Consider the following 16,750-nt stretch of genomic DNA (forward strand, 5'->3'; position numbering starts at 1 on the left):
TAATCAAAGTTTACATTACTGGGATCAAGGAAAAGCCTTGATGTTTTGACGCTTGACCGACCATAACTCTTATTATCCAAAAATTATGGCAGGAGTAACCTCAACAGTAGTCAAAGAAAGCGCAGAAGAATAGACCTCTGGTAAAAATCAAAAATTGTTGTTAGGGTTAGGAGTCAGTAGCCGGTCGTCAGGAGAATTAGGAATGAACAATAATCAATTAAATGGTCTATTTAAGGATTTTATGCAATTTAATCCTTATTCTTACCGTTTTTGAACCCTCAAAAATTAATTATGCAAGAGGTTTAATGAACTAACTCAACAGACCAAAGAAGCAATCACCGTTAGGGAAAAAGACAAACTGCCACTAAAACAAGAAAAAGCTCCCACCCTCAAGGTGATAGCTAAAAGTTGAGGGCATCATAGAAACACAGTGCCAGCCTGGTTGTGTAAATATCGTGAGCAAGGCAACGAAAAGAACTTTATAAGATGAATCGGAACGATCCCTTAAACTTCCCGTTGCCCAGGTCCCAGTGAGACAGGTGAGTAATATACTTATCCACAGGGAGGCTTGATTGGGGTGCTATATATACAACCAGTCTCAATGGCTGGCTGGTACGAATTATCGTGTCTGACTTCATATATATTCTTGTTCCCCAAACAGAAACATCTTTGGCCTGTTTGCCGACAAGATACAAAGCTGAAATGATTGTGGCATCCGAGGCGATGCGGGCGGCGAATGGGATCGATATCGCTCCTAAAGAACTCTTCGCCTTCACCATAAACTGCAAGGTTCTTGGCGCTATGAGTTGGACTCTGGTAAATGTGTAGCCATCTGAAGATGCTCCCTGCTTGAGATAGTCACTGCTTAGTCTCTCAATGATATCGAGATCAATTTCATGATCTGGCACTTCCGAAGGGAGGCGCGTCGGCAGGGAAAATCCCAAGAAGTTGTGATCGGCAAATACGTCCTCAGCAGTGTAAGCCGTTTCTATTTGACCCATTTCATCTATGGTTATATGCCCGGGCCCGTGAAACCCATTAAAGTGATTGCTTACTGAATAGCAATAGGCCCCTGCGTGTTGGATTAACAATGGATCTCCAGGACTCTGGCCTTCTAAATTGGTCGATGGTAGCAATATATCGCCGGCAAAACAAAGTGGCCCTCCGATAGCATCGTCCCCTTGAGTAGGCAGGGTGCGATGATTGCGATCGATAATTTGGTGGCTCCATGAGAGGAGAGTCACCTTGATTAGCTGGTCGGAGCCAACATCAACAATAGCCCAACGTCTGCCCCGCATCTGCTTAAGCTCGCGGATACGAGTCAACAAGGCGACGGCATTACCAACCAGTGCGTGTCCAGGCTCGACTATGTACTCAATACCGGGTAACAAGTGTTTCTTTAATGCTTCTGTGTACTCTGGGATGGTTGGAAACTGTTGCCCGTCATGGAAGTCAATGCCAAGCCCACCGCCAAGATTTAGTTTTCTCATGCAATGATTCGAGCCGGCCTCGATTAAGTTTTTCAAATGATGAATAAACTGAATCGAATGACTAAATGCCGATACATTATCCATCTGAGTACCAATATGGATATGCAAGCCAGCTATAGGTAGTTGGCAACTGGCCAGCGCATCTGGCAATTCCTCGGATGGGATGCCAAACTTACTGTTGGGCGAGGCGTGAGAAACCAGATCCTGCCAATCAGTATTGTGGAAATATTCCACCGGTTTTTCTGGGTTAACCCGAACCAGCAAGCTCCCACTCCAATCCTTGCCATAAAGCTTATGTTGAAGGTCATCTAATATAGCTTGGGAGTCAGCAACTACTGTTGAGCCTCCATCGAGGAGATCTACCATTAGCTGGCGGTCGGGCGCCGGACTGTTGTATGTGATCCGATTTAACGGGAATCCGCAAGAAAGGGCCAACTCAACTTCATATTTAGAAGAGCAGTCTGCGGAGCATCCCAGGGATGCCAGTTCATTCAGAATCGCCATCGACGGATTAGCCTTTACCGGGTAAGCAACCTGAGATGGACTGCCCACAAGCTCCACAAAGTGGGACAGGTTCCGACGAAGCTGACCGAGGTTCAGTATATATAAAGGAGACCCATGGCGTTTTGCTATCTCCTCGATGTCAATCGATCGCGTCCAAGTTTCCATAATCTCTTCCATAATCTCGCTTTTGTCCAACGCCTAGCATCAACCCCCATCCCTATTCAAGATTCATGAGGGACTTCCTGGTATGGTGTCGGGTGGGTGCTGGCACTTTGAAATGCCTTCAGCTATTTTGCTGCCACTTTTTCTAATCTGGTGGTGGCCGATTGTATTACTGCCACCGTCCTAAGAAAGTGCCAGTGTGGAAGGACTGAAAGCCTTGGAGAGCAGTTCCGACCACGAGTTATATAACATCTCGGATACTGATAGCCGTTAATGGCAATGGGTGAATGAGTATTTGTTCTCATATACAAAGCGGGAAGATCCTAAATTATTAATTAAACCGCTCCCTGCGGTTTAGCACCTTTCCCTATGCTACTATTCCACTTCCATCGGTCTAATACCCCCTAAATGAAACTTAATAGCGCACTCTGCGGTTTAAGAGAAAGACCTTAACTTTGCTTACATCTAAGGGGATTAGTGAGCATCCCGCCTAGGGTTTATTAATAGCTTGGGTAATAGCAATCCAGACTTCGCTTTGTAAGCGTCAAATTCAGGATAGCGGGAGAGGGAGCGGTCTTTTTTAAGCATATTGGGAATGAAGACCCCGGCGATGAATCCCCCCAAAATCAGAAAAGGGAGCCAATGTTGGGCTAACAGGGCAAAACTGAGATAAATTAAAATCTCTCCTAAATAGTTGGGATTACGACAACGACTAAAGAAACCTTCGGTGATCAATCCTTGCCTATATTTAAGGGTAAAATACTTTTGGGCATCGCTACCGTAATGGAGAAATACCCCCATGATATTGATCGCTATGGCTGCGGATATTAAAGGGGCGGCAGCCGTGACCTTCCCACTAACAATAATAAAAGGGGCTGCCCAATATAAACCGAGAACGATAAAAGTAAATATTCCCATAGCCACCGATATTTCTTTTTCCCACTGTTGATCCGGATATAATCTATCCTTGATCAACCACATCAGACCGTAAGTTCCGTGCAGAGCAAGGTATATCCAAGCAAGCAGGGTAAAATTATTATAAAAAGCCATTAGGCCCAATATAATTAGAAAAGTCAGGAATTTATGCCAATTAATCGCGTGTTTTATCTTCATTATTTTCTTCAAAGTAGAAATCAATCCGATCGAGCCACTGCTAAACAATTATAACTACTAACGTTTCCATCCGGTCTTTGACATCGCTTGAGAATAAAAAATAAAGGTCGGGGACAGTTGTTAAAATCCATAATTGCTGGCCCGGTATTCTCCTCTAATTTCCCCAAAGAGTCATTAATCGGCAAATAATCCTAGATCATCAGCACCAGCTTCTGATCTGGTCTGTCAGGTTAACATAGTGTGATTAACTCTCAAGTTATGAATTGTTTCTCCCTTCTCCCCACACCCTAGACCCCACTCTCCTATGCCTTTTAAACAGGATTTAGTCTAACACCACCATCGAATACTGTTGGAAGTGCGTTGCAAGGGAGACCCTTGCAACGAGGTAGAAACGAAAAGAACCCCTTACTGATTAATTTTCCACAAAAGTAAATTTACCATTTTTACCATCGGCATCCATTTTAATGTGTGCCACGGAGAATTTATCCTGAATGATTTCTCCTTCAGGAGTAAAAGCAATATTTCCCAGGACAGTCACATACTTACCCGCTAAAATTTCCTGATTTAATTGTTGGCGAATTTGTTCGAGGGAAAGTGTACTGAGTTTATTTTTATCATCTACCCGTTTTAAGGCCTCGACAAAAACTTGAATTCCCGTAAAAGCTTGAGCGGTAAATTGGGGCGGTGCTTTTTTATTTTCTGCTGTATAAGCGGCGACAAAATCCCGATTAATGGGAAGATCTAATTCTGGGTTATAAGCTTGAGCGATGAGAATACCATCACATTGAGCTTGACAAACTGGGAAAATATTAGAAGTATTTAAACCGTTGCCACCAATAATTAAACCCTGATAGCCTAATTGCCGCAACTGTTTGACCAAATTGCCCCCGTCGGCAACCAAACCAGAAATAATCACTAAATCTGGTTTAATATTGATAGCGGCGGTGGCTTGGTTTTGAAAATCTGTATCGGTGGTTTGGAATTTCTGCACGGTGACAATATCAAGATTTAAACTTTTCAGGGTTTCTTGAAAAGTTTCCGTTTCCGATTTACTAAAAGCATCATTTTGGGCAAAAAAGACAGCCACTTTTTTAATCTTGGGATCGATTTTTAAAGCGGTTTTAATCGCATTGGGAGCAACCACAGCCACAGGAGCAGACACCCTACCCACATATTCGCCGATCTGGGGGATACCTTTAGCGGTATTAGACGGACCGAGAATGGGAACTTTAGCTCGATCGGCGATCGGACTAGCGGCAAAAGCTTGTTGGGACAGGGACGGACCAAGAATAGCCACCACCTTATCTTGGGTGATCAGGGTATTAATGGCGTTGATCGCCCCCTGTTCATCCCCGGCCACATCCTGGATAATAACTTTAATCGGTGTTCCATTGACCCCGCCCTTTTTATTAAAATATGTTTCAGCTATCTTGACACCGATCACCTGTTCCTGTCCCAATAGGGCGACATTGCTGGTTTGAGCCAAAGCTGCACCGATGGGAATAGCAGCAGTGGCGGCCTTTTCGGCGGGACTGGGGTTAGTTTGACTGGTGGGAGTGCCGGAATTACAGGCCACCACTAGGCCAAAAGTGACTAGGGATAGTATTAAGGGGATTAATAAACGTTTTCTGAGCATCTTAACTCTCCTGAGACCGATATTGTTGATGACACTATTATTTCGCTAATCGGGTTGATTTCAGCGATAATTCCCGACGAGATCGAACCAGACTTTACCGCCTTAGCGCCTTTTCTTTCCCTTAATTTTGTCGATTAACCCCCCGTCTAACCCCCGTTTTCAGAAAAACGATTTGCCTTTTCTGGTTCTGTCGCCTAACCTAGTAGTTAGGGAATTTAGATACTGCCCTTCCCGTTCACAAAACCCAGCAAGCGAAAACATCCATTTAAGATTATGACTAACCCCGTTATTCACGCCTTTTTCCTCGGACGAGCGATCGCTGAAGTGGTCAGTGAACAGCTAGAAGACGCGTTGACCAACGCTTTAAGCGAATTAGGCAAATTTGATGCCGAACAACGGGAAAACCTGCGGCAATTCGTCGAAGAAGTGCAAATGAGAGCCGAGCGAGCCGTGGAAAAGGGAGTATATACTGATACAGAGTCCGGTGGTTCCTCCAGTGCCGATGTGCAGGAAAACATCGACGAAATGCGGGCCGAAATCGCCCAATTGCGCTCGGAACTAAAAAACTACCGTAATTAACCCAAAACCCTCTTTTAGTCGCTTTAAAGCCCCAAAAATTGCGTGTCAGCCCTTCTACCCGTCCCCGTTACCCCAGAGTTAAACCCAGCAATGCCGGCCCTCGAAGTCGCCAAAAATAGCTATCGTTGGAATCGAGAAAACTATTCGATCAATCGTCGTCGTCTAGATATTTGGCGATTCGTTCTGACTGTACTTTATCAATTCTGGCTCAACGGTAAAAAATGGAGCTATAACGGCGGCTATAGCCAAGAAAAACTCGCCGGCAGACGCAGAAAACAAGCCGCTTGGATTCGGGAAACCATGCTAGAATTGGGACCGACTTTTATTAAAGTCGGCCAACTGTTCTCCACCCGGGCTGATCTTTTTCCCCTCGAATATGTGGAAGAACTCTCGAAACTACAGGATCAGGTTCCCGCATTTACCTACGAACAGGCCAGCAAAATTATCGAGGTATCCTTCGGTAAACCCCTCAATCAACTCTTTAAAAGCTTCGATCCTATTCCCCTGGCAGCCGCTAGTTTAGGGCAAGTTCACCGGGCCCAACTGAAGACCGGGGAAGATGTGGTGGTCAAAGTCCAACGGCCCGGATTAAAAAAATTATTTAGTATCGATCTGGCTATCCTGAAAAAAATCGCCCAATACTTCCAAAATCACCCCAAATGGGGTAAAGGTCGCGATTGGACGGGTATTTATGAAGAATGCTGTAAAATTCTCTGGGAAGAAACCGATTATCTTAACGAAGGTCGTAACGCTGACACTTTTCGCCGTAATTTTCGCGGGGAAGATTGGGTGAAAGTACCAAAAGTCTATTGGCGCTACACCTCTCCCCAGGTTTTAACCCTAGAATATCTCCCCGGCATCAAAATCAGTCATTATGAGGCCCTAGAAGCGGCCGGACTCGATCGCAAATTGTTGGCTAAACTAGGGGCAAAAGCCTATCTAATTCAACTACTCAACAACGGCTTTTTTCACGCGGATCCTCACCCCGGCAATATCGCCGTTGATAGTGATGGCTCCTTAATTTTCTACGATTTCGGCATGATGGGACAAATTAAAACCAACGTGCGCGAAAAATTAATGCAGACTCTCTTTGGAATTGCCCAAAAAGATGCCGATCGCGTGGTCACTTCTCTAGTGGATCTAGGAGCATTAACTGCCAATGGTGATATGGGAGCAGTGCGGCGATCGATCCAGTATATGCTCGATAACTTCATGGATAAACCCTTTGAGGAGCAATCCGTAGCCTCTATCAGCGATGATCTCTATGAAATCGCCTACGATCAACCTTTTCGCTTTCCCGCTACCTTTACCTTCGTCATGCGGGCATTTTCTACCCTGGAAGGGGTAGGCAAAGGACTCGATCCCGAATTTAACTTTATGGAAGTGGCCCAACCTTTTGCCCTGCAATTAGTAAATGATATGACAGGAAATAATGGCAGTAATATCCTCGATGAGTTAGGACGGCAAGCGGCCCAAGTGAGCAGCACCGCCCTGAGTTTACCCCGACGCATCGATGATACGATCGAAAAATTAGAACGGGGTGATATCCGAGTCCGGGTGCGTTCCAGCGAATCCGATCGACTTTTGCGACGATTGGGTATGATTCAAATGGGAACTAACTACACTTTACTGATCAGTGCTTTACTTATCTCAGCGACGCTTCTATTGGTCAGTGGTTTTGGTTGGTTAACTTTAGTGCCGATGGCGATTTCGCTGCTGCCGGGGATAGCTCTTGTAAGACTTTGGCGAAAAATTGAACGTCAGGATCGCATGATGTAATCGATCACGGGATAATAAATATTGTGTTAAAAGCAGAAATTTCCATGAACAATCTTTCTTTTGGAGGAATAACCGATCCTGGTGTAGTGCGATCGGCTAATCAGGATAGTTATTATATCGACCCCGAGCGGCGCTTTTTTATCGTTGCCGATGGTATGGGGGGTCATGCGGGAGGCCAGGAAGCTAGTCAAATCGCCACTACAACTATCCAAGCTCATCTAGAAGAACACTGGAATTCGTCCCTGACTGCTGGGGAATTGCTCCAGGAGGCAATTACTGCCGCTAACGAGAAGATTATCGAAGACCAACTGAAAAATCCCGAAAGACAGGACATGGGGACAACCCTAGTCATGGCTATCTTCCGAGATGATGGCTCTTGGTACACCCATATTGGTGATTCCCGTCTCTATCGCTTTCGTGAGCAAAAATTAGAACAGGTGACGGAGGATCATACTTGGATAGCTAGGGCGGTAAAAATGGGCGATCTGTCCCAAGAAGAAGCAAAAAACCACCCTTGGCGACACATTTTATTCCAATGTCTCGGTCGTCGCGATTTGCCCCCAGTGACGGTATCTCCCCTCGATGTGCAATCCGGCGATAGTTTAATTCTCTGTAGTGATGGTTTGACGGAAGAACTGTCCGACCGGGAAATTAGCGATTATTTGCAAACCGGTGCCGATTGTCAGGAAATTGTCGAGAATTTAGTGGCAGCGGCCAAAAAAGCCGGCGGTTCCGATAATATCACCGTGGTCATGGTCAGCTGTTGACTATCTAGGGTTTGCGGCAAAAAGTTTCTCGCGGGGAAGTGGGGAAGTGGGGAGATGGGAATTATGAATTATGAATTATGAATTATGAAGTGGGGAAGTGGGGGAATTTCAACTAAAACCCTAAAACCCTAAAACCCTAAAACCCTATCTCCTGCCGAGAAAACGGGTTTCTCCGAGAAACCCGTTTTCTGTGCGTTACTCAACGGATTTAGTATTACTCGATCGCTCCCGCTTGTTGTAATAAAGAAACGATCGCCTGATGGTGATTAAATTTAGCTAACATTAAAGCGGTCATTCCCCCTTGATTTTTCTGATTTAAGTTCACCTTTCCCCCGTCTAACAAGACTTTAACCGTGTCGAGACAACCGTGATAACTCGCCCACATTAAAGCGGAAGCGCCGCTAAAATCGAGTTGATTGACATCGGCACCGATATCGATTAGCCTGCGCACCAATTGACTATTATTGCCCTCACAAGCTTTCATGAGGACGGTTTTGCCATCGGGATAAACGGTGTTGGGATTGGCCCCGTAGTCGAGGAGATAACGGCAGATTTTCGTAAATTGGCGCTGTAGAGCTAAAGTTAACGGTGTTTCTCCCTGCTGAGTTAGGTTAGGATCCGCGCCCTGTTTTAACAATTCTAAAACGAGCGCTTCGTATCCCTGCACGGTGGCGATGATCAGGGGTGTATCACCAAAATGGTTACAGTGATTGACAAAAGCGCCTGCTTGTAGTAAGGCCTGGACGATCTCTAAATGTCCTTCGATGGTCGCTAAATGCAGGGCCGTTTCTCCCGCCTGATTTTGATCGTCAACACTGGCCCCCTGAGCGAGTAAAAGTCGGACAATATGGAAATATCCCTCAGCAGCGGCGATCATCAGGACAGTTTCTCCCTCCTCCGTGCTGATATTCGGATTTGCTCCCGCTTGCAGTAAAGTTTGTACGCTGCCGAGATTTCCCCTCTCTACAGCCAAAATTAGGGGAGTTTCCCCAGATAAAGTGGGAAAATCGAGGGGCAGACCACGGCTAATAAATAATTCGAGGATTTCCTGGCGATTAGCGACGAGAGCCTCTAACCAAGCTTCTTGACGGATTTCTTCATCTACACCACGATCTAGCAGTAAACGGACGATGGCGGCGTAATTTTGTTTGATCGCTACAGATAAAGCCGTATCTCCATCCCGATCGCGCATATTGACCCGAGCGCCGGCGGTTAATAACTGTTCTGCGATCGCTGTATGACCCTTATAAGCAGCAATCATTAGTGCTGGCGTACCATCTTGATTGACCTGATTGACATTAGCGCCGACGGCGATTAATTGAGCGAGGATTTCACCGTGATTGAGGGCAGCCGCTAACATGAGAGGGCTTAAACCTTGGGGTTGTTTACTTTTGTTGATATCAGCCCCAAATTCTCGCAAAATCGCCACAATTTCCCCATGACCCCCCTGCACGGCATAGATTAAAGCCGTAGTATTTTGGCTATCGGTGGCGTTGACATTTGCCCCCTGACTCAGTAAAGCTTGAACCCGCGCGAGATTACCCTGACGCGCCGCTTGCATTAACAAGATATCCCAATTAGAAGCCATTAACAGTGACCGCTCGGCAGAAAGTATTTTTTCTATTATTGATCGTTATAGGCGGGCAAACGGACAGAAAAGCTACTACCCCGTTCTAATTCTGAGGTGACGGCAATAGTTCCCCCATGAGCATCGATAATGCGACGGGAGAGATAAAGTCCTAACCCATTGTTGGAACTGTCTGGGGAACTGGAGTACAGGCGCTCGAAAATCCGGGGTAGTTCTTCTGCTGAAATGCCTATACCAGTATCCTCGACGACAATGGTGACAAAAGTATCTTCCTCTGTAGCTGGGATGAGATGAATTTTCACATCACCCTTTTGGGTAAATTTAATCGCATTGCCGATGAGATTGGTAAAAACGCGCCGCAGTTCCAAGCGATCGCCAGTTAGGAAAATTTCCCCGGCATTTTCGGCATTTAAGCTTAATTCGAGTCCTTTTTCTCGGGCAAGGGGAGTTAACTGCTGACAGACTTCTTCGAGAATATCGATAATCTTTAATTTAGTAAAATTAAGTGTCTTTTCGCCGTTTTCATAACAATAAACTTCCAAAAGATTATTAACCATTTCCAAGAGATTTGTATTACTGCGAATAATCACATGAATGACTCGACTCATTTCGGGAGTAATCTCACCGTATAAACCTTCTTGAAATAGTTCTAATATATGATTGGCAGAGACTAAGGGAGTTCGCAAATCGTGGGTCATCCTCGAAACAAAATCTTCTTTTTGTCTAGCCAATTGCTCTTTTTCTTGTTTGGCAATCGCCACTTCTTGTTCCGCTTCATAGATGCGTAGGGCGTTTCGCATCGCTTGATTTAAGCGCGAGGCAGAAAGACGAAATTTACTCAGATAATCGGAAGCACCGGCTTTCATCATATCTACGGCAATTCCTTCGTCTCCGTGACCGGTTAAGACAATTAGGGGGATTTTAACTCCCTGCTGCCGAATTTCCCGCACCAAAGTTAAACCATCTCGATCGGGTAGAAGATAATCGATAAACATACAGTCGAAAAGATTATTGGACATCTGTTCTTTAGCCTCTTGATAGTCAGCGGCTTCTGTTATTTCTATCGCCATCTCCGATGTTCTTAAGAATCGGCGCACGGCGATCCGATCTACTTCATTATCATCAACAATTAGAATTCTTAACTGGTTTAACATTGCCAATTTAAATCTGAATTTTATTACTGTCTGATCTACCCTGATAGAATACCTCGAATCGGGTTCGATGGTCAAGACATTTTCGAGGTCGATTCTTACAGCTTTTTTCTTAAAGATGAAGTATAACCTAATTTGCTATTGCTGAATCTTGAGAACCGGGTCCCCAAAAGGAAAACTCTATACCTAATAGTTACTAATTCTGTACGCAAATATTGCATCTAGAATTAGCTTTGTACGCTTTGACCCGTACTGGGTTAACTACGAACCTCTCTATCGGATTCCCGCTAAAGGCGGCCTCTCCGACTACCTTTCTTCCAATATTTAAGGAACCATTAATATCTGCTCCATAGAAATAACCCGACGAGCTTCTGAATAGTCCTCTTTTAATTCTCTTGCCTAAATAGCTTTTTTGCTTTTGAATAGACTCTAAGTCTAAGAAACTACATTTAGAGGTATAGCTTTCATTAGTTGTTTTGACCTCTATTCCTACTAAATTTGCTTTATAGGTAAGTTGTTCGATCAACCTTGAATGAGGAATATTTACGAATGACTGGTTATTTCTATCTCCAATATTAATGTTTTGTTTCCAGCCTTGATTATGACCAATAACTAAAAGGTTAATTTGATGAGCTAGTAATTTATCAATAATATATTTACTAGCGGTGTGGAGGTAATAATCCACCTGGCAATTACGCTTTAAAGTTAAACCTTGTATTCTTTTACTGGTCTTCTGTAGACTGGGTAATTCCGATTTGAGTTTAGCTAGTGTCTTGTTGTACTTTTGATTGCAGGATTTTAAGGCTTTTCCACATACTAAAGTTGGCTGAAATTCGGGAATATTAGAGGTAACAGCAGCTAGGTTATTTAAGCCTAAATCGATAAAAGCATATCTTTCTCCCTCTTGACTTGATGAGGATGGTTGTTCATAGACAATCTCTAAACAATAAGCACCCAATTTAGGAATAATCCTGACCTCTAAAACTTCCTTTAAATTAGTTTTAAATTCTAAATTAGTCCCTGATAGCTTGATTAAACCTTGCTTCAACGCTTTTTTAGAAATGGCTTGATAGTTATAAGTTAAAACGTTTCTACCTTTTTCCTTGTCTTTGTATCTTGGCAACTTAGGCTCTCCTGTAAATTTATCTGGTGATTTTTTGTATTGTTCTTTCGCTTTTTGGTAGGATTTAAAGGTTTTTTCTACTTGCTTTAATACTAACTGACTTACTTTGGCGGGTAAGGCTTGATAATCTGGACTCATTTTTAAGGCATGATGTAACTCAGTCATTGTTAAAAATGGTTGATGTGAAAAGAAAACTTGACGGTTTAAATAAACAGCACAATTATACAGATTCTTCGATAAAAATCCTAATTTATCAATTACTGAATAATTTTTGTGATTAAATTTAATTAGATGTTTTTGAACTAATTTCATCATTCTCCTCAAGGCATTTAATTAAACATTCTGTCTTTCTATTTCGTCGTCTTAATGAGTATAATCGAGCGCAAAATGAGGTAATTATGCTCACGAAGTCTTCCATTAAATCGTCTTTTCTTTCTTCTGCTAGATTAACGACCTCTAGATCTCTATTTGTTTGAGTTAAAAGAACTTTCAGATAATTAAACCCTACTCTGCTTAAACGATCTTTATGTTCTACGACAATCAAATTATAATCAGTTTGTTCTAGAAGTTTTAATAATAGCTTTCGATGATCATTGACTCCACTTCCTACTTCTTTAACTACTCGAACAATTTGATAGCCTTTCGCAATACAATAAGCTTCCAATCTTTTTGCCTGAGTCTCTAAGTTAGATTGATTTTCTGAACTAGAAACTCGCGCATAAATAGCTACTTTATTTTCACCGCAAGAACGGTCATCTTCAAAAATAATAATTGTTCCTGTAGGAAGACGTTCTCCTTGTAACTGCCCTCGATTCCACATTCTCCAAGCAGTGTCATAACTGATCCCTTTTTTCTTAGCATAATCTGATAGTTTCATGTGAACTGCAATGTAAACTTGCACTAACCATATTAGCAGTTGTTTGCAGTCATTTGCATATATTTTTTACAAAACTTTACAATACCATTTTTCTTTATTAGACTTCTTGCAGAAGTCAGGCAACAGGCAAAAGGCAACAGGCAACAGAAACAAGAATAGATGCTTTCAGCATCAGGATTGATTACTTTTTGACTTTTGCAAGAGGTTTATTTGCGTCACAACGAATGCAGGCTTGGCAAGCATTCGAGCGTGGGTGTCTGTCATGGATTGAGAAATTTGGTATAACTATACTATAAGATGACTGCTATCATCGGAAACAATACTTAAACAAAACGGCAATGCTTGAGCAGAGCGCTTTCCAGTCGGTGATGATATTCCTTTTCGGAGATAGTATAGGCCCCAAATCTAGCCAGATGGGGATTTTGCATTTGGGCATCAAATAGACAGAAATCCCGTTCTCTGAGGTGTTCAACTAACTTGACCATGGCTACCTTAGAACCATCGGGAATTTTATAAAACATCGATTCCCCGATAAAAACCCCGCGAATTGCTAAACCTAAAATCCCCCCCGCTAATTGATCCCCTTGCCAAGTCTCGAAACTGTAGGCCCAACCGGCTTGGTGTAATTGCTGATAGATTTGCATTAACTCCGGGGAAATCCAAGTCAGCGAGCGATCGGCACAACCGGCACAAACCCCAGCAAAATCGCGGTTAATAGCCACGCTAAAGCGATTTTGATTCAAAACTCGTTTTAGGGACTTGGGATACCTAAAACGCTGATTGAGAGGGATAAGAGCGCGATTTATACTAGAATACCAATCCAATCGCCCCCCCTCATCGGCCATGAGAAAGTAACCGCGTGCGTATCCTTGTATAATAGAGGCGGTATCCACGAATCCCCCCAAGAACTCAGTCTCGTAGCCTGATCATTCTCTAATTATGCCCGATTATCCCCCAGCAATTCCGCCTATTACTCTACCACCGATCGAAAATCCCCAACAGGAACAAACTTGGCTGCGCACGGCTTTGCATCGTTGGTTAGATGCAGAATTTATTCCCGAAGCTATTAATGAAACTATCGCTGAACGCGCTAGTCAAATTTTTCTGCGTCAGCGTTTGGAAGGAGAAAACGATCTCGGTAACTTGGTGATTGCGATCATTACCGAGATGCAAGCTTTTGATTTCCGCGAAAGTTTTTATAGTGAATTTGCCATCGCTAACGCCGTCAGTGATTTAATTTTAGATAGTTTAGGAATCGATCGCTGTTGTGGACAAAGTTAGACAGTTTTTCTTTGCTATTGGAGTTTAATTTCTATTAGCGACCCTGCTAATTTTTCTGTGCGAATAGGGTACTGCTCATTTAAAAAGTTAACAAAATCTTCTTCGGGATGTGCCACGACGATATTACTATAGTTTTGGGCTAATTCCTTGAGATTGAGTTTTCGCCGCCAGGATTCCACATCGCCATCCTGAAATAATTGAAACTTAACTTGATCGTTAACTAAATAGGATAATGCCAAAAAGAAACTAGGGGTATTATCGCTGATAACTATCGGCTTGCTCATGGAGTTTAAAACAGGGGCGATTTCTAGATTAACTCCACTGGCTGTACCTCTTTGATCGTCTAAACCCGCATCAGAAGTTAAACCTAGAAATATACCGGATACTATACCTAGTAGCAGGAAAATTAGTAAGATTTGTTGTCCTAAATAGTGAAGCCAATTTTTTGGGGATTTTGAGCCGATATAACTGGCAATCAGGTAGGATATAGCCATCTGCATTCCCAGAAAAACTGGTAAATAATATCTGGCTTGTAGGGAGCGGATAGATGGTGTTAATAAATCAGGTACAATTTGAAACAGTGCAGGAACAAAAATCAAAGTTATTAGAAATAACCAAACTTTCCTAGAGGTGTATCGGATGAGATAGTAAAGAGAATAGATCGCTAATAATAAAATTAATAAATGTAAAGCCGATTCTAATCTTCCTCTGCGGTGAAAGAAATCCACAAATACATGGCCAGTATGACGGAATAAGGTTTGAGATATTTCGATGATATTAGTTTGAAACTGTCGATAGTACCGATTATTGCGATCAATTTTGTCTAGGTTAGTAAAAATCACGAATAGCCAAGGGCTAAATAAAACTAAGCTGCCAACAGCTGCCAATACATAGCTAACAACTGTTCTTGTAATTTTCAATCTCTCCAGAAGAATCACATATAAAGCTTGGGCGATGGCGACGGTAGCAGAAAATAAATGAGTATAAAAAGTCAAGGCTAAACTCAGGCTATACCAGAGCCAACTTTTAAGCGTATTTTTACGGATTGCTCGCAAAAGACTGATTGCCGATAAAAGAATTGTCAGTGTCCAGAGACTATACTGGGTAGTGTTTTGAGCCACGAGCATCTGAAAGGGAGAAACAGCGAATAAAGCGATCGCTATCCAGCCTGTTAGGGAGGAATCGAACAATTCTAGGCATAACCAATAAAGGCAAGGAATGACTAAGATGCTTAAGAAAATCGAGAAAGTTCTGGCGGAATTTTCGATGGGGATTAACTGCATCCAGAAGCGCGCTGACAAATGGTATAGGGGAGGATGTTCTGGATTCCTCATCATAGAGCGCAAGGCATCGGATAGAGAGCGTTCGGAATGAGGATGTTGAAAATATTGTAGGTCTTTCCTGTCAATAATTTCACCGTTGAAAGCCTGCTCCCGCACATCTTGAGTCGTGTATCCCGAAAAACGCATGATACTTCTAACTTCATCGGCACTATAGACTTTTTGCTCTAAATTGAAAAATCGTAATCCCACACCGATCACTAAAATAGTGATAATCAAAAACTTTCCAAAATTAGCGGCTGATCGAGTAGGTAGATATTTTTTCTGATCCATCATAAGTTTATTTGTCCGTAGGTCATCAATCAACAAGAATTAATTGATAGTTGTTTGAAAAGTTTAATTGATTTCCAACCCAGCGATCTCAGCGATTGTATAAGCGGGTCTTCCTTTAACTTCTTCGTAAATTCGACCGATGTATTCCCCTAATATGCCAATACTGATCAATTGTACCGAACCCAAGAAAAACACGGCGATCAAGATAGTAGCTAAACCGGTAACGGGAGAGTCGGGTTGCTGTAAGCGCCAGTAGAGAACCAGTAAAGCCATCAACAGGGCAATTAAAGCAGAAAATAGGCCCAAATAAGTGGAAAGACGCAGGGGAATCTTAGAAAAAGACACCAAGCTATTAATCGCTAAAGCTAGGGATTTTTTAAAAGTGTATTTGACTTCGCCAGCAAACCGGGGATCCCGCTCAAATTTAACAGCAGTTTGTCGGAAACCAATCCAAGCGCGCAAACCGCGAATATAACGATTCCGTTCTGGCATAGAATTTAATAGGTCCACTACCTGACGATCCATCAGACAAAAATCCCCCGTGTCCGCAGGGATATCCACGTCGGCTAATTGTCGCAGCAATCTATAGAAAACGTAGGCAGTCAGGCGTTTAAACCAACTTTCTTTTTTCCGTTTTGTTCTCTGGGCGTAAACCACATGATAACCTGCTTGCCAAGACTCAATCATTTTGGGAATCAATTCCGGTGGATCTTGCAAGTCGGCATCGAGGACAACAATAACTTGACCCCTAGCGAAATTAAGTCCTGCCGTCACTGCTGCCTGATGGCCAAAGTTACGAGCAAAGCTAATATAACAGACCCTAGCATCTCTTTCCTGTAGTTCCCGCATTAATTTTAAGGACCGGTCCCCACTGCCATCATTAATCAGAATCAGTTCCACAGAATCATCTAAACTATCCATGACGTCACTGACACGGCGATAGAGTTCTGGAATGGTTTCTTCCTCGTTATAAATCGGGATAATTAGCGAATATTTCGGCATTTTCGAGAGGCTAGACCGACGAAAGCAGGATTTTTATGGCGGCCGCTACGCTAAATATTCTGCCAAAGTATCGCTTTTGTCAACT

General features: G+C 43.1%; 14 protein-coding genes. 4 read left to right on the plus strand and 10 right to left on the minus strand.

All coding sequences use genetic code 11. The features are described from left to right. Positions 1–479: 479 nt before the first annotated feature. The 3 genes from B5D77_RS03485 to B5D77_RS03500 all read right to left on the minus strand — a co-directional run bounded on the left by B5D77_RS03485 (position 480) and on the right by B5D77_RS03500 (position 4,905). A complete protein-coding gene (locus tag B5D77_RS03485; protein WP_008200510.1) occupies positions 480–2,171 on the minus strand; it encodes a hypothetical protein in 1,692 nt (563 codons plus the stop codon). A gap of 459 nt (positions 2,172–2,630) precedes the next feature. After that, entirely contained in the window at positions 2,631–3,269 is a 639-nt protein-coding gene (locus B5D77_RS03490; protein ID WP_039899881.1) for an isoprenylcysteine carboxylmethyltransferase family protein, read from the minus strand. A gap of 412 nt (positions 3,270–3,681) precedes the next feature. Further along, complete coding sequence (locus tag B5D77_RS03500) at positions 3,682–4,905, minus strand: ABC transporter substrate-binding protein (protein WP_008200506.1); 1,224 nt, start codon at positions 4,903–4,905, stop codon at positions 3,682–3,684. 273 nt (positions 4,906–5,178) lie between these two features. Here B5D77_RS03500 and B5D77_RS03505 point away from each other — a divergent pair, with 273 nt between their 5' ends. The 3 genes from B5D77_RS03505 to B5D77_RS03515 all read left to right on the plus strand — a co-directional run bounded on the left by B5D77_RS03505 (position 5,179) and on the right by B5D77_RS03515 (position 8,030). After that, complete coding sequence (locus B5D77_RS03505; protein ID WP_106908291.1) at positions 5,179–5,484, plus strand: DUF6825 family protein; 306 nt, start codon at positions 5,179–5,181, stop codon at positions 5,482–5,484. 90 nt (positions 5,485–5,574) lie between these two features. Next, positions 5,575–7,263 carry an AarF/ABC1/UbiB kinase family protein gene (locus B5D77_RS03510; RefSeq protein ID WP_106908292.1) on the plus strand — a complete coding sequence of 563 codons (1,689 nt, stop codon included), beginning with the start codon at positions 5,575–5,577 and terminating at the stop codon, positions 7,261–7,263. Positions 7,264–7,307: 44 nt separating this feature from the next. Then, on the plus strand, positions 7,308–8,030 hold the full coding sequence (locus B5D77_RS03515) for a Stp1/IreP family PP2C-type Ser/Thr phosphatase (RefSeq protein ID WP_008200501.1): 723 nt from the start codon (positions 7,308–7,310) through the stop codon (positions 8,028–8,030). Between the two features lie 214 nt (positions 8,031–8,244). On the opposite strand, the gene B5D77_RS03520 is transcribed toward B5D77_RS03515, so the two are convergent. The 5 genes from B5D77_RS03520 to aat all read right to left on the minus strand — a co-directional run bounded on the left by B5D77_RS03520 (position 8,245) and on the right by aat (position 13,674). Beyond that, positions 8,245–9,618 carry an ankyrin repeat domain-containing protein gene (locus B5D77_RS03520; RefSeq protein ID WP_106908293.1) on the minus strand — a complete coding sequence of 458 codons (1,374 nt, stop codon included), beginning with the start codon at positions 9,616–9,618 and terminating at the stop codon, positions 8,245–8,247. Between the two features lie 35 nt (positions 9,619–9,653). After that, entirely contained in the window at positions 9,654–10,772 is a 1,119-nt protein-coding gene (locus tag B5D77_RS03525; RefSeq protein WP_106908294.1) for a hybrid sensor histidine kinase/response regulator, read from the minus strand. A gap of 193 nt (positions 10,773–10,965) precedes the next feature. Next, positions 10,966–12,204: an RNA-guided endonuclease TnpB family protein gene (locus B5D77_RS03530; protein WP_046662537.1), complete on the minus strand. Its 1,239-nt coding sequence runs from the start codon at positions 12,202–12,204 to the stop codon at positions 10,966–10,968. Beyond that, positions 12,176–12,769, minus strand: coding sequence for an IS607 family transposase (locus B5D77_RS03535; RefSeq protein ID WP_008204769.1), 594 nt, complete (start codon positions 12,767–12,769; stop codon positions 12,176–12,178). Before B5D77_RS03535 ends, B5D77_RS03530 begins: the two co-directional genes overlap by 29 nt. A 323-nt stretch (positions 12,770–13,092) precedes the next feature. Beyond that, positions 13,093–13,674, minus strand: coding sequence for a leucyl/phenylalanyl-tRNA--protein transferase (gene aat, locus B5D77_RS03540; protein ID WP_039899873.1), 582 nt, complete (start codon positions 13,672–13,674; stop codon positions 13,093–13,095). A 34-nt stretch (positions 13,675–13,708) separates the two neighbouring features. Here aat and B5D77_RS03545 point away from each other — a divergent pair, with 34 nt between their 5' ends. Beyond that, on the plus strand, positions 13,709–14,050 hold the full coding sequence (locus B5D77_RS03545; RefSeq protein WP_008200482.1) for a hypothetical protein: 342 nt from the start codon (positions 13,709–13,711) through the stop codon (positions 14,048–14,050). A gap of 14 nt (positions 14,051–14,064) precedes the next feature. On the opposite strand, the gene B5D77_RS03550 is transcribed toward B5D77_RS03545, so the two are convergent. Both B5D77_RS03550 and B5D77_RS03555 read right to left on the minus strand, forming a co-directional pair. Beyond that, on the minus strand, positions 14,065–15,666 hold the full coding sequence (locus B5D77_RS03550) for a glycosyltransferase family 39 protein (protein ID WP_106908295.1): 1,602 nt from the start codon (positions 15,664–15,666) through the stop codon (positions 14,065–14,067). Between the two features lie 60 nt (positions 15,667–15,726). Further along, positions 15,727–16,665, minus strand: coding sequence for a glycosyltransferase family 2 protein (locus B5D77_RS03555; RefSeq protein ID WP_008200480.1), 939 nt, complete (start codon positions 16,663–16,665; stop codon positions 15,727–15,729). Positions 16,666–16,750: the final 85 nt, after the last annotated feature.

The sequence above is a fragment of the Microcystis sp. MC19 genome (genome assembly GCF_003019735.1).
Taxonomy (GTDB): Bacteria; Cyanobacteriota; Cyanobacteriia; order Cyanobacteriales; family Microcystaceae; genus Microcystis.